Genomic DNA, 12514 nt, shown 5'->3' on the forward strand with positions numbered 1-12514 from the left:
GGTCGGTGCGCGGGGATGCCGCGTCATTGATAAAACTTAGCCGTTGAGATGTCCCCCAATTACCAGAACCAGAGGGGAGCTCACCGGCAACAACAGCCCGCGGTTATGCGGGTAATTATCGCGAAGGTAAGACGGGCCGTGACCCGCAGCGCTTGAAAGGACGACTCAAACTTGCGTCCGGTTTTGCAGAATACGACGAGCCAGCAACCGAACTGGCAACCAGGGCAGCACAGCTTCCGCAAGCCTGGTAAAAAAATTAAGAAGAATGGGTATCAGCCAAAAGCTGAACTGCAGAACCTCTGATGATTGACGCAAACCTTGCCGCCCAGCATGAAACAAACCAAGGGGTGGCGCCCAACCCTGCTGCAGAAGCCTGCAGCACAGGTACAGGGCAGTACTAACAAAAGGTATTAAAGGTACCAACGGATAGCGCAATAACAGCGCGTATCCGGAGTTTTTGCAGAGCGAATAATAGGCAAATGCCAGTCTCAACAAGCCGCATAGATCCATGGCGCGGTAGAGCTGGCATACCTTATTTTCCCTGCCCTGCCTGGTGGTCCTCTCCACCGGGCAGCCAACAAGCAAGCCTGTGAGTAGCGGTGTCACACCTTTGCGCAACGCAAGGAAAACGACACGCATGAAAAGAATGCTAATCAACGCAACTCAACCTGAAGAGTTGCGTGTTGCCCTGGTCGACGGCCAGTGGCTCTATGATTTAGATATTGAGAACCGAACCCGCCAGCAGAAAAAAGCGAACATCTACAAAGGTAAGATTACCCGTGTAGAACCCTCCCTCGAAGCTGCATTCGTCGACTACGGCGAAGAGCGCCACGGGTTCCTCCCCCTGAAAGAAATCTCTCGCGAGTACTTCCTCAAGCAGCCCAAAGACATCGAAGGCCGCATCAAAATCAAAGATGTTGTCAAAGAAGGCATGGAAGTTATTGTCCAGGTGGACAAAGAAGAGCGCGGCAACAAAGGCGCCGCCCTCACCACCTTTGTCAGCCTCGCCGGCCGCTATTTGGTGTTAATGCCCAACAACCCTCGTGCCGGTGGCATCTCCCGCCGCATTGAAGGTGATGAGCGCTCCGAGCTCCGCGACGCACTGGCCAGTGTAGATGTCCCCTCAGGTATGGGCATCATCGTGCGCACCGCCGGCGTTGGCCGCAGCGGTGACGAGCTGCAATGGGACCTCAACTACCTGCTGCAACTTTGGAATGCCATCAAGGAAGAAGCTGATACCTCCAAGGCGCCACACTTCCTGTTCCAAGAAAGCAACGTCATTATCCGCGCCATCCGCGACTACATGCGCGATGATATCGGCGAAGTTATTGTCGACGACAAAGGCGCCTTTGAGCTGGCCGCAGAGTTTGCCCGCCAGGTAATGCCCCACTACGCCAATAAGGTGAAGTACTACGAAGACGCCATCCCGCTGTTCAATCGCTATCAAATTGAAAGCCAGATTGAGACAGCGTTCGAGCGCGAAGTGAAGCTCCCCTCCGGTGGCTCCATCGTTATCGATGTGACCGAGGCCTTGGTATCTATCGATATCAACTCCTCCCGCGCAACCAAGGGCGGCGATATCGAAGAGACCGCGCGCAATATCAACCTGGAAGCCGCCGACGAAATCGCTCGCCAGCTGCGCCTGCGCGATATGGGCGGACTGGTTGTAATCGACTTTATCGACATGCAGAGCAAGTCCAACCAGCGCGAAGTTGAAAAGCGCATGGAGAAGGCCCTCAGCATGGACCGCGCCCGCGTTCAAGTTGGCCGCATCTCCCGCTTCGGACTGCTGGAGATGTCCCGCCAGCGCCTGCGCCCATCCCTGGGTGAAACCACCTTCCGCGTTTGCCCCCGCTGTAGCGGTCAAGGCACTATTCGCGGCACCAAGTCTCTGGCTCTCTCCATTCTCCGCCTGGTAGAAGAGGAAGCGAAGAAAGAGCGCAGCGCCGAGATCCGTGCGATCACCCCGGTGAATGTCGCGACCTATCTGCTGAACGAAAAGCGCAAAACGATCTCCCAGATCGAGTCCCGCAATTCCACTCGCGTAGTAGTTGTACCCAGCGCGGAAATGGAAACGCCGCACTTTGAAGTTCAGCGCCTGCGTGACGATGACACTGCCACCCTGGAAACTTCCTACAAGATTTCTGGCACTGCCGAAGAGACAGTGACCAAGAAAGAGGAAAAGCCACAGCGTCCAGCTGCAGCACAAGCGGCCGTGCAGCAAATTGCCCACACCGCTCCAGCACCCACTCCGGAGAAAAAGGAAGAGCCTGGACTCTTCAGCCGATTGATTAGCGCTATCGCCTCCTTCTTCACCGCAGAAGAGGAAGAGCCGAAGAAGCATCAAAAGTCCAAAGGCCGTGGCAAGGACTACCAGCAGCGCAACCGCAATCGCAACCAGCGCGGAAATCGCAACAACCGCAGCGGCCGCCCCGCGCGCCGCAAGGATGATCGCCGCGAAGACAATAAGCGCGACGACCAACGCGAAGATAAGCGCAGCGCCAAGCTGGATGAGCATGACAGCGCCTCCGATCGCCAAGGTGAAGGTCAGCGCAGACGTCGCCGTCGCCGCAACGACAACCGCCGCAGCGACAACCGCGCTCAAACTGCTGAAGCCCAAAATACCGTTGATACCAACGAACAGGCTGGAGACACCTCCGATCAGCAACGCCCAGCACGTCGCCCGAGCAATGTGCGCGGCCGCCCTCAGGCGCGCCGTCGCGGCGGACGCCGCAGTGAGAACACCGCAGCAACCGCGGTAGCTCACAGCCAGGAAGAGCTGAATCGCGAAGTTCACGAAGCCATCGACGAAGCCGAAAACGAGGTCCGCAAAACTAAGGAAGTCGTAAAAGAGACTCGCACCGAGGCATCCAAACCCAAGGCCAAAGCGAAAGAGTCTCATAAGCCGCAGAGAGCTCCCAAGCAAGCAGCCCAACCCGCCATTACCATGCCGGTGCGAACTGCCCACGAGGAGAAACCTGCACAAGAGACCCCGAAGCCAGCAGCCCAACCGCAAAGCACCCCACAGGTAGCCAAAGCTGCCACCGCCGAGCCGCAGCAACCTACTCAGCCCAAGCCCAAAGCTACCCCGGTAGAAAAAGCAGCTGCGCCAGCTGCCGAGCAGGTCAAGCCTGTAGAGCAAGCACCAGCACGAAAAGCCACCACGGCAGAAGTTCCGGCTGCTCCCAAAGCTGAGGCCACTCCTGCCAAACCAGAAGTAGAAGCAGCAGAGGAAATCGTGCTTGAAGAAGCACAAGCTGCAGCTGAAGCTTTGCAGGAACAGGCAGGCACCAGCGAGCCGGAAGTTCAGGAAGAAATTGTTGCCGCCGAGCAGGCAGCTTCCGAAGAGGGACCGACCGCACCCAGCCAGGGACGCGCAGTAAATGATCCGCGTATCAACCCCAAACCACTGGGTGAATTCTCAATTGTTACTGAGCACCGCAAAGTGGGCTCCCAGCAGCCGCTGGATACCGCGCAACCGGCAGCAATTGAGCACAATCCGCGTGCCCTCGCCCGCCCGGCCAACGACCCGCGTATCAGCCGCAAGGCCGTGGAAGTTGATGCCAACGCAGATATCGATCGCGACTCTGCAGAAGCGAGCTAAGCGATAGCTGCCAAGCCGCCCCAGCCAATGGCCGGGGTGGCCTTATCAACCTGACAGTAAGCCTTGAGCTGGTCAATAAATCACCTAACTTATTGAACTATATAAAAAAAATCAAAATGGCGCTTGTACATCCCCGGAAGCCATGTATAATGCGCAGCACAATTTGGTGGGGTGGCTGAGTGGTCGAAAGCGGCGGTCTTGAAAACCGTTGACTGTAACAGGTCCCAGGGTTCGAATCCCTGCCCCACCGCCATTATTCATACAGAAAGCCCTGATTTTTCAGGGCTTTTTTGTTTCTGCTTTTTGTAGCCCCCCACTCAGTCCCCCACTTATCTTTTGCTAGCCCGTAACGTTTCAGACGACGCAAACTCTATACGCGCCAACTGCGGCAGCGCACCAACGTCTTTAACATCCGCCCTTTCACATGGACATTAGGTCGAATTAGCTCTTTTACATGCTCCACGACCGCTCGACCCTCAACTTTACAAAAACCTCATACGCTTACGCAGGCGCTAGACCGCAATCTCTGGCAGCTGGTCCCACTGAGTCGTATAGGCTGGCGATCGATGCTCCTGCCTCATCTTCCACTTCTTGTTGATACCTTCAGCCCCAAGGAACAAGGTGCCTCGACCAAATCGCTGATTGATCTGATCAATGGCCTGCATGGTCTCGCCTGATCGTATTGGCTGGCCCGCGGTAAACATGTCACCTTGGCCCAGTGAGCGGGGGATAAGCTCTACCAGCCCTACACCGGCTTTTAGGAATCTATGCCCCTGCAGGAACAGTTCTGTGATCGCGCGCTTTACCAACTGCACTATTAGCCGAGTATCATCGGTGGGGTATGGGGTTTGCACTACGGTGCTGCGACTGTAGTAGTGCGGCTCATGGGGTGAGGTATGCAGGAAGACATGGACGGACTTCACCAAGGAATCCTGAGCCCGCAGCTTCTCCGCCGCCCTGCTCGCGTACAAGGTGACCGCCTGTAGTATCGGCTGGAGGTCAGTGAGCTTTTCGCCGAATGAGCGCGTGCAATAGATCTGCTTCTTGGCTGGCGGCTGCTCTTCCAGGGTTATGCAACTAATGCCATTTAGCTCTTCTATCGTGCGCTCAATGTTTACGTTCGTGTGGCTGCGTAGAATTTTCGGGTTGGCTTGTGCCAGGTCATAGGCGGTCTTGATACCCAGGTGCCCGAGTCGCTTTGATAGGCGCCTGCCTACGCCCCACACGTCACCCACCTCAGTGCGTCGCTGCAGCCATTGCCACTTTTCGGGGGAGTCCAAGACACAGACGCCCTGACACTTGGGGATCTTCTTGGCGGCTCTATTTGCCAGCTTGGCCAGGGTTTTACTCGGGGCGATGCCAACCCCTACCGGCATACGTATATCCCGCCAGAGGGTTTGCCTGATCTGCTGGCCGTAATCCAGTAGACACTCTTGCAATCCTTGTAGATCCAGAAACATCTCGTCGATGCTGTAAACCTCAACCTCTGGGCTGTACTGCTTCAGCGTTGTCATTACCCGATGGGAGATATCGCCATAGAGAGCGTAATTACTCGAAAAGATTTTTACCCCATACTTTCGCAGCAGGTGCTCAATCTTGAAGAACGGCTGCAAGTCGGGAATACCTAACGCCTTGGCCTCTTTCGAGCGAGCCACCACGCAACCATCATTATTGGAAAGGACTACCACCGGGAGTCCGCGCAAGTCGGGGCGGAATATCTGTTCGCAGCTGGCATAGCAGCTGTTGCAATCAACCAACGCCAACATCAGCAGGGCCGGTGGTACCGAACGGAAGCCTTTACCACCCCCTCAACAATCAACTCCTGCCCCTCCCAAATGGGAATCGGTGCGTATTTGTCATTGGCTGAGAGCAGTCGGCCCTGCTGGCGGTCAAGCACCTTGCACGTTAACTGTCCATCCAGGGCAACAACCACCACATCACCGTGGATTGGTATTAGTGAGCGGTCGACTACCAGCAGGTCCCGGTCAAAGATGCCGAGGTTCTGCATTGAGTCGCCGTTAGCGCGGGCAAGGAATGTCGCCGCCGGGCTGGTAATCAGGTGTTGATCCAGGCTCAGCGCCGCTTCTTTGTGGTCATCCGCTGGCGAAGGAAAGCCGCAGCTAACGCCACTGCCGTATAGAGGGGAAAGTTTCATGTGCTCTAGCAATATACTGTATCTTTATACAGTGTATTAGCGAGCACCCACTAAAGACAAGTAGCCAGTGTGACTCCAGGGCCTCACAGGTACTTTTGTACTCAAGCCATCTCGGCGCCGCCACCTCCTTTTGACTCAACCGAATAGATAACACCTTGGATAGTGGTGCTCACTTCCTCACCTATCAGCTTTAACACGGCATCCATTCCCGCTAAATCAGGGCAGCCTGTTACCCGCTCCAGGGCCACACACAGGCCTGCGACCCGCTGCAATTGCTCCACTTGCGCTTTTATAGGCATGCGCAACTCCTTGTAACTGCTAGCCCTATCTCAATCTTGTGTCACCTAACACCGGCCATCTTTATTGCCTTATGACGACAAGCCGCCAAACGCACCTCGATATTTGAGGCCGGATCACGAGGCGATCTCCTGAGCAACGTACGGAAACGGGAGAGGATGACGATTGCACAGCTGGCAAGGCAGCAGGGGCTTGTGTCATCTCAAATTTCGAAAATGGAAACGGGCGCACAAAGAATTCCGGCGGACCTGCTGCCGGTATGGTGTGAGGCGGTTGGGATTACTTTGGCAGAAGTGTATGGGGCGGAGAATCTGCACCACTTTGTACAGATTCCATTCCCACCTTTTATTGCTCGACTTTATTCTCAACTACCGGAGAATTTTCGCAAGCATATTCATCCGGTCATTGAGAGTAGATACCAACTCTGGAAGAGGTTGGGATAACGCTCCCAACAGCGACTGAGCGTAGCGAGGTCCAGCCCCGGAGAGTCAATGCCACTTGGCCTTGTTAACCAATTTTACGCTCCAATTCTGACCGAAGGGCTTTAAACAACACCTCAATCTCATTACGCTCAAAACCCAAGATAGAATGGAACTTAGTTACGTTTAGCGCAGAAGCTCCATACAAGATTTCACCGAATGAACTATTTATGGCTAATGCACACTCACATGAGCACTCCGATATACTTTGTGGCCAAGCGGCGTTTATCGATTCCAGCGTTTCTTTCTCAAAGCCAAACAAAGTCGGACATTCCGAGTCCCACTTTTCGATACAGTATTCAAATGCTGCTGCAATAATCGTATTTTCTCTCTCAGAAATCATGCTTCATCTTTTTGGTTAATGCCTTGCTCAGCCGTCACCGGAATAGAGCCGCATTGTGCTAGCTTAGCGTACAGTACAAAGCGAGTGGAGTGTAGGTGGTCGAATGCAGCAATTTGTTATGTGTTTCACAGGCATATATTACCTACCTTTCTTAAGGATTACGAAGAAGTAAAAGGAATAGCCAATTAAATACAGGAATAATATGTGCGCAAACATTTCCAGCTCCGTTAGAAAATATGAAGCTTCACCATCAATCGAGAACATCCAATTCAAGAAAGGAACTGGACCAACTACCTCTTTATACATCCACGCATTCCACCAGACAACTGAAATGCCATATGAAATCATTATCCCCAAAAGGAAAAAAATTATTCTACTCAAGTTTCCCTTAATCACTTCCTTAGACATAATGCCAAGCGAAGTACGCAGCACTTTGCCCCGCTTGCGCGTTTTATTAAACAATTACTTGGCATAAGGCCTAATTTGATCCAATTCATTTACTTGCTTAATTAAATCTACAAGCTCTGGGTCTACGCTCTCGGGCACTTTGCCTACATCTTCGAGGTGTATGCTACACCTTGATCCTGTGATGAACTTACTTTCTGGTGGAGAGTCAATTCTATACACACCATTGGGCAAGAGAAATGCGGTGCACATACTATATCTTTGTTTGAAGGTAATCCTGCTGCCTTTTGTGAGGCCGCTGTTTAGTGGGTCGAAAACTTCAAGTATTGTTATAACCTCACCCGCCTCCATAAGTTTTTTTCCTTCTTCTTCGCTTACGGGGTAGATCGCTTCGCCCTCTATAGGCATTACGAGGAATGACTTACTCTTGTCAACTTCTCCTATATGCCAGCATGAGCATGCGTAGCTTTGTAGGGGTATTAGGAGAAATATTAGCGCGATGAATTTCATATGTTTAGCGCCTCAATAACCGGCAGGCAAAGTGATGGGGTTTTTGTGCGATAATTTGCGTAGAAAACGTACAAAAAGGCCAGCAGTTTGACTGTCCTACCACGAAGTGGCGATGGCTGATAAACTTGTTAAATGTTTTTGGCACAAAGCCACCTTATTATAAAAAAGCCGCCAACTGAAACAGCTATGGTAAATGCTAAAATTAGCCCGCCCGGATTTAAGAGGCCTACAACTTCAGCCAATACTACCAAGAGAACTACCAATATAACTTGCCCTACGAGTGTAGCCATCACTAGTTTTGACTTTATTGGGAACCCCTTTCTCCTAAAGCTATAAATTGCTGGCCCCCATAAAATTGAAAGCCAGCAAAGAAGCAAGGCTAAAACAATAAAAATGCCCATTGGCTCAATTCCTGAAATCATTTAGACATTTAACGACTACAACAGGGGCGGCCGGAGCGTAGCTTAGGCTGTCCCGTGAAGGGCCAAAGGCCCGCAGCAACCTACCTATACTTTTTATATTTCAATTTCACTGGTGATGTCCATCGTTTCTGTTTCAATGGCGACTGCAGTGTGCCCACTAAACTGAACTTGGCTGAGGGCAATGCCTTTGACTACAGCAAATGAGCCGGAGCCTTTAGTTTGCTCAGTTAACAATTTGGCGTCTTCTACTGTTGACGAAATAACTAGATGAATAACAAAGTAGCCGTCACCCGTTTTCTTTAACTTATATGGCTTATCGGTAAGCGGGGCTTTTTCAAAATGGTGCTTTACAAGCCAGTAAACTGATACTTTTTCTCCATTCTCTTTTATCTTGGAGTCAATTATCTCACCAGCCCAATTAATGGGTGTGTCGTATGCGGATGTGGCCATTATCAGTTTTGGGCTTGGAGATTCTCCAAAAGCCAACTGACTGATAAAGAGTAAAGCTAAAAGAATCTTGTTCATAACCTTCCTTGAAATATAACACCTGCAGAAGCGGCCGAAATGTAGCTGCGAAGCTGCGGAATGTAGGTCCAACCCAAGCTTGCTTGGGTGTTGCTTGCTGCATTGTATGGTAGTTCTTGATCGATTCTGATGTTGAAAATCCTTTTCGCTAACGGGTAAATTGAGACCCACCTTCGGCGGCCACCGAAGGCCTTGTTTGTCACAGTTCGTTGCTGCGCCGGTTTATAAAGACCGTTAACAAGTAGGAACGTGACAGACACTCACTAGGCATAACTCGGATAGTCATGTGGGCCTCGAGCCCGAATAGCAAGGCGGAGATAGCTTATCTTATGGAACCTCAAGAGATCAATGTCGGTATCGATACCAGCAGTAAACAACTCGATATTTATGTGAGACCTACTGGCCAGTTTTTTAGTGTTGCCAATGATAAAAGTGGCATTAAGGATGCCATTAAACAACTTCAACCCCTTAAACCTCAAAGAGTATTAATAGAGTCTACGGGAAGACTCGAGTTAGAGTTTGTTTGCGCCGCCGACAAAGCAGGATTACCTATTGTTGTTTGCAATCCTTCTCAGATAAGAAGCTTCGCTAAATCCGCAGGGCGCCTCGCCAAAACCGACAAGCTAGATGCAATGGATATTGCACATTTTGGTGAGGCCATGAAGCCAAGGCTGTCGGTACTAAAGCCAGAAAAGCTTAGGGAGATCAGTGACTTACTGGCGGTAAGAAGTCAGTGTTTAGAGATGAGCACAATGCAAAAGAATCGGCTTCAGAGAATGCCGAAATCAGTACACAAACCTATACAGACCATTCTAAACACCATCAAAAAAGAGCTACAAGGTATCGACAAGCAACTGGATAAACTGGTTAACAGTGTGTCTGAGTGGCGGCAAAGGCGCGACCTATTGTTGAGTGCTAAAGGGGTCGGAAATGTATTGGCTTATACGTTGATGAGTGAACTTCCCGAGCTAGGAAAATTGAACCGTAAAGAAATCGCTGCACTTGTCGGTATCGCCCCGATGAACCGTGATAGCGGCAGCTTCCAGGGAAAGAGATATATTCGGGGTGGAAGGCATCGTGTACGTACGGTTCTGTTTGTTTCCATTATGTCGGCCATACAACATCATCCCAAATTAAAGCCGATGTATAAGCGATTAGTCGACGCTGGCAAACCTAAAAAGGTCGCTCTGATTGCCTGCATGAGAAAGCAGATTACGATTCTGAATACGATGGTGAAAAATAACACCTACTGGGATGAAAATATGGCTTAATAACTTGACGAACAACCATAGTCACTTGTTATGAGCTACCACCGGTTTTGCCACTTACTTTCTACCAAATTGAATTCATGGTTACTGTCGTGCGGTGCAATATTAGCCTTCAAATTAAAGCCCTGACCGCCCACAGCTTGCCAACATTTTGAGAACCACTCAATTAGCTCATTTGTAGCGATATCCCATGGGTCAAGCGACTCATCTTTGCTTGCATACTCTTCTTCTAGCTCATACGGGTATACGTGTTCGATTTTCAACAAACCTGGATCTACGGGTGAGGGGTATTCTGCTTTTCCATCTACGTAGATAAAGTGCTCTGAATTATCTTTATCCATAAAGAATGCCCGAACTGGGAATCCTGACGAGAACCCATCAACGAAAATCTCAAATGCGAGCGTATCAACCTCTTTGGGATAATCGAACTCTATTAATTTTTTGAGAATAGGCCTCAAATCCTCACTCAGGTTTTCTAAGTGCTCTGCGACCTTACCTTTAAATTCTTGCTCGATGTTCATTTCTCTCGCTACTCATAACGCCGCCATAAACGGATGCCGAAGCAACGCATAGGCAGTCCGGTGGAGGCCGCGATTTTTGCGGCCGGAACGAATTTAATGGCTTTGTTAAGGTGTTTCACTCTGCGAACCCTGCTAAAGCCAACATCGCGGTAAAGCTTACTAAAGCAGCCAACCCCATTGGAACAAAAACCACGGGTAGTACAGTATGCTTTAGCTTCGACCAACCGAACACACTTACGAAACCGGCTGAGTATATGATGGCTGATAATAGAGCTCCCAAGGATGCTCCAACATATAACGCATTACTAGGTTTTCCAGAACCATCAGCCGGTGGAGTATAAAGCCATATACCATCAGGGTTATCCGTATGTAGTGAATAACCAAAAGCGGCAGACAGCAATACCATGAAAATAATTAGCGCTAGTGTTATTAGCATTCTATTCATACGGAACCTTAACGCCGCCAGCAGGGGCCGAAAAACCAAAGCGAAGCGGCGGTTTTTTGGTCCCTCTGGCTGGCTTTGTTACACATTTTCTGGCTCATGCTGAGTTTCCCAGAGATTAATGAATTCAGATTTTGCTTTGGTTAGGCTCTCACTCGCCCATGCTAGGCACATACCTGAGTATCCAATTTCTAGATCTGACTCTACGCCAGTACCTCGCCCGCCTTCTGCCATGCGGTAAAAGCCCATTGGGTATGAGTGAGTGTGGCTTGACAGGAAACGATATCTAAACCTGAACTCATCGACATTGCCCCCTGCGGCTGAAATTAGCTCATCCTGGCTTTTAAAAAATGCATTATTACCTTTGAGATAATGTTTCTTTAGCTTTCCGCTCAGTGAGTTAAAATACTCAGTATTTTCTAAATCTGATTTTACCTCATTGGTATAATTCTCAAATTGCTCCACCTGATCCTCAGCACCTTCCATAACCTTAAACATTTTTAGCCTAGACATATGGTCATGAAGGTTTAGGAGGCGCCAGCGGGCTTCCCATTCTTCTGGGTCACATGCTTCAACGCACAAGTAGAAAAAGACCAAATAGGTTTCAATAATTGATCTGGTTAATGTTGCCACTGACGCACAGTCCCAGTGCATATTCTTCCCAATACTACTAGGCGGAGGGCATATTGAGAGAACTGTAACCCCGCTGGTGCATAGCTTTGTGAAAATCAAAGAAGCATAATAATGAGCAGAAGTTGGTGAAGCTATTCCCGCATACTCCATCGAAGTACTTTTGCAAGTATCTAGTACGCTTTTGAAGTTATTGTAGGACTCTTTGTATTCGCTCATAGCTTATTGTGATGTGTAACGCCCAGCGCAGACGCAGCCAGTGCGGAGCACGTTTTGTGTTAATGTTTGAGCGCCAGCGAGTAACACAAAAGGTGAGTAGCGTTGGCTGTCGCTCTGCCGCTGCTTGTTAGGTGTGGTCATTGGCACGATGTCACCGACCAGCTTGGGTGACTTTGCATTTGAATTGCACCAATAGGATAACTGAAAAATGATGCCCGCTTACCCGTCTTAAGCACAAAGTAACCATTTTGATCCGTTGTGGCCGTACCTAAATTTTCAGGTAAGTAAAATGGAATGTATACATTTTTCCAGGCTCCGACTTCAGCGCTCGCGATTGGATTCCCACTACAATTCAGAACACGTCCTTGATACAACTGCGGGGAGCTACAGCCCGCTAATATAAAGAACACTAAGGCTATAATTGGGAACTTAATTCCACTATTCATGATCACCTAACGTTGCCAGCAAGGGCAGCCGAAGCGAAGCGTAGGCTGTCCAGCCCAGCCACCAGCTGGGCGATCTTGCCTGGCCTGGTTATAGCTGGCGCGCACTGAACGACCTACCTGCTCTCTGCCAGCCAACTTTGGCTGGCCACTGCCCGATAAATTTACAGGGGAAAGTACCATACTTTCCCCACCGGTTAACTATCTGATTGGCACTCCACGATGGTGTAGCTGGCTTGCAGGGTTTGCTG

15 protein-coding genes and 1 tRNA gene are annotated in these 12514 nt (G+C 50.2%); 4 read left to right on the forward strand and 12 right to left on the reverse strand.

Translation table 11 applies throughout. The annotated features are described in order from the left end of the window. Positions 1–165: 165 nt before the first annotated feature. A complete protein-coding gene (locus tag ACG1BZ_RS13635; RefSeq protein ID WP_413662286.1) occupies positions 166–657 on the reverse strand; it encodes a hypothetical protein in 492 nt (163 codons plus the stop codon). Here ACG1BZ_RS13635 and rne point away from each other — a divergent pair. Both rne and ACG1BZ_RS13645 read left to right on the forward strand, forming a co-directional pair. Continuing rightward, the gene (gene rne / locus ACG1BZ_RS13640; RefSeq protein ID WP_413662287.1) at positions 638–3604 is read left to right on the forward strand and encodes a ribonuclease E; all 2967 of its coding nucleotides are present in this window, start codon (positions 638–640) and stop codon (positions 3602–3604) included. The genes ACG1BZ_RS13635 and rne overlap by 20 nt on opposite strands. Positions 3605–3769: 165 nt before the next feature. Beyond that, positions 3770–3857: transfer RNA gene (locus ACG1BZ_RS13645), tRNA-Ser, on the forward strand. A gap of 259 nt (positions 3858–4116) precedes the next feature. Here the strand turns inward: ACG1BZ_RS13645 and ACG1BZ_RS13650 are convergent. From ACG1BZ_RS13650 to ACG1BZ_RS13660, 3 genes are all read right to left on the reverse strand, one after another. Continuing rightward, entirely contained in the window at positions 4117–5370 is a 1254-nt protein-coding gene (locus ACG1BZ_RS13650; RefSeq protein ID WP_413662288.1) for a Y-family DNA polymerase, read from the reverse strand. Then, positions 5370–5759 carry a LexA family protein gene (locus ACG1BZ_RS13655; RefSeq protein ID WP_413662289.1) on the reverse strand — a complete coding sequence of 130 codons (390 nt, stop codon included), beginning with the start codon at positions 5757–5759 and terminating at the stop codon, positions 5370–5372. Before ACG1BZ_RS13655 ends, ACG1BZ_RS13650 begins: the two co-directional genes overlap by 1 nt. A 101-nt stretch (positions 5760–5860) precedes the next feature. Then, on the reverse strand, positions 5861–6058 hold the full coding sequence (locus tag ACG1BZ_RS13660; protein ID WP_413662290.1) for a hypothetical protein: 198 nt from the start codon (positions 6056–6058) through the stop codon (positions 5861–5863). A 156-nt stretch (positions 6059–6214) separates the two neighbouring features. Between ACG1BZ_RS13660 and ACG1BZ_RS13665 the strand changes: the two genes are divergently transcribed. Continuing rightward, positions 6215–6499, forward strand: coding sequence for an XRE family transcriptional regulator (locus tag ACG1BZ_RS13665; RefSeq protein ID WP_413662291.1), 285 nt, complete (start codon positions 6215–6217; stop codon positions 6497–6499). Between the two features lie 64 nt (positions 6500–6563). Here ACG1BZ_RS13665 and ACG1BZ_RS13670 read toward each other — a convergent pair whose 3' ends face one another. The 4 genes from ACG1BZ_RS13670 to ACG1BZ_RS13685 form a co-directional block, all read right to left on the reverse strand. After that, positions 6564–6878 carry a hypothetical protein gene (locus ACG1BZ_RS13670; RefSeq protein WP_413662292.1) on the reverse strand — a complete coding sequence of 105 codons (315 nt, stop codon included), beginning with the start codon at positions 6876–6878 and terminating at the stop codon, positions 6564–6566. A 462-nt stretch (positions 6879–7340) separates the two neighbouring features. Next, entirely contained in the window at positions 7341–7793 is a 453-nt protein-coding gene (locus ACG1BZ_RS13675; protein ID WP_413662293.1) for a hypothetical protein, read from the reverse strand. A 128-nt stretch (positions 7794–7921) separates the two neighbouring features. Continuing rightward, complete coding sequence (locus tag ACG1BZ_RS13680) at positions 7922–8194, reverse strand: hypothetical protein (RefSeq protein ID WP_413662294.1); 273 nt, start codon at positions 8192–8194, stop codon at positions 7922–7924. 114 nt (positions 8195–8308) lie between these two features. Next, entirely contained in the window at positions 8309–8740 is a 432-nt protein-coding gene (locus tag ACG1BZ_RS13685) for a hypothetical protein (RefSeq protein WP_413662295.1), read from the reverse strand. Between the two features lie 329 nt (positions 8741–9069). Here ACG1BZ_RS13685 and ACG1BZ_RS13690 point away from each other — a divergent pair, with 329 nt between their 5' ends. Continuing rightward, positions 9070–10011, forward strand: coding sequence for an IS110 family transposase (locus ACG1BZ_RS13690; protein WP_413662296.1), 942 nt, complete (start codon positions 9070–9072; stop codon positions 10009–10011). A gap of 35 nt (positions 10012–10046) precedes the next feature. Here the strand turns inward: ACG1BZ_RS13690 and ACG1BZ_RS13695 are convergent, their stop codons facing one another. The 4 genes from ACG1BZ_RS13695 to ACG1BZ_RS13710 all read right to left on the reverse strand — a co-directional run bounded on the left by ACG1BZ_RS13695 (position 10047) and on the right by ACG1BZ_RS13710 (position 12446). Then, a complete protein-coding gene (locus tag ACG1BZ_RS13695) occupies positions 10047–10529 on the reverse strand; it encodes a hypothetical protein (protein WP_413662297.1) in 483 nt (160 codons plus the stop codon). Positions 10530–10644: 115 nt separating this feature from the next. Then, positions 10645–10974 (reverse strand): hypothetical protein, encoded by a 330-nt coding sequence (locus tag ACG1BZ_RS13700; protein ID WP_413662298.1) that lies wholly within the window; start codon positions 10972–10974, stop codon positions 10645–10647. 78 nt (positions 10975–11052) lie between these two features. Beyond that, positions 11053–11820, reverse strand: coding sequence for a DUF5677 domain-containing protein (locus tag ACG1BZ_RS13705; protein WP_413662299.1), 768 nt, complete (start codon positions 11818–11820; stop codon positions 11053–11055). A gap of 452 nt (positions 11821–12272) precedes the next feature. After that, a complete protein-coding gene (locus ACG1BZ_RS13710; protein WP_413662300.1) occupies positions 12273–12446 on the reverse strand; it encodes a hypothetical protein in 174 nt (57 codons plus the stop codon). Between the last annotated feature and the right edge of the window lie 68 nt (positions 12447–12514).

The organism is Microbulbifer sp. CNSA002 (assembly GCF_047324085.1).
In the GTDB taxonomy this organism is placed as follows: Bacteria; Pseudomonadota; Gammaproteobacteria; order Pseudomonadales; family Cellvibrionaceae; genus Microbulbifer.

Excerpts from the sequence above, each read along its gene's own strand:
- ACG1BZ_RS13680 (WP_413662294.1), bottom strand. The coding sequence starts at position 8,194 with ATGGGCATTTTTATTGTTTTAGCCTTGCTTCTTTGCTGGCTTTCAATT.
- ACG1BZ_RS13705 (WP_413662299.1), bottom strand. The coding sequence starts at position 11,820 with ATGAGCGAATACAAAGAGTCCTACAATAACTTCAAAAGCGTACTAGAT.
- ACG1BZ_RS13655 (WP_413662289.1), bottom strand. The coding sequence starts at position 5,759 with ATGAAACTTTCCCCTCTATACGGCAGTGGCGTTAGCTGCGGCTTTCCT.
- ACG1BZ_RS13660 (WP_413662290.1), bottom strand. The coding sequence starts at position 6,058 with ATGCCTATAAAAGCGCAAGTGGAGCAATTGCAGCGGGTCGCAGGCCTG.
- ACG1BZ_RS13650 (WP_413662288.1), bottom strand. The coding sequence starts at position 5,370 with ATGTTGGCGTTGGTTGATTGCAACAGCTGCTATGCCAGCTGCGAACAG.
- ACG1BZ_RS13665 (WP_413662291.1), top strand. The coding sequence starts at position 6,215 with ATGACGATTGCACAGCTGGCAAGGCAGCAGGGGCTTGTGTCATCTCAA.
- ACG1BZ_RS13675 (WP_413662293.1), bottom strand. The coding sequence starts at position 7,793 with ATGAAATTCATCGCGCTAATATTTCTCCTAATACCCCTACAAAGCTAC.
- ACG1BZ_RS13670 (WP_413662292.1), bottom strand. The coding sequence starts at position 6,878 with ATGATTTCTGAGAGAGAAAATACGATTATTGCAGCAGCATTTGAATAC.
- ACG1BZ_RS13695 (WP_413662297.1), bottom strand. The coding sequence starts at position 10,529 with ATGAACATCGAGCAAGAATTTAAAGGTAAGGTCGCAGAGCACTTAGAA.
- ACG1BZ_RS13685 (WP_413662295.1), bottom strand. The coding sequence starts at position 8,740 with ATGAACAAGATTCTTTTAGCTTTACTCTTTATCAGTCAGTTGGCTTTT.
- rne (WP_413662287.1), top strand. The coding sequence starts at position 638 with ATGAAAAGAATGCTAATCAACGCAACTCAACCTGAAGAGTTGCGTGTT.
- ACG1BZ_RS13690 (WP_413662296.1), top strand. The coding sequence starts at position 9,070 with ATGGAACCTCAAGAGATCAATGTCGGTATCGATACCAGCAGTAAACAA.
- ACG1BZ_RS13710 (WP_413662300.1), bottom strand. The coding sequence starts at position 12,446 with ATGGTACTTTCCCCTGTAAATTTATCGGGCAGTGGCCAGCCAAAGTTG.
- ACG1BZ_RS13700 (WP_413662298.1), bottom strand. The coding sequence starts at position 10,974 with ATGAATAGAATGCTAATAACACTAGCGCTAATTATTTTCATGGTATTG.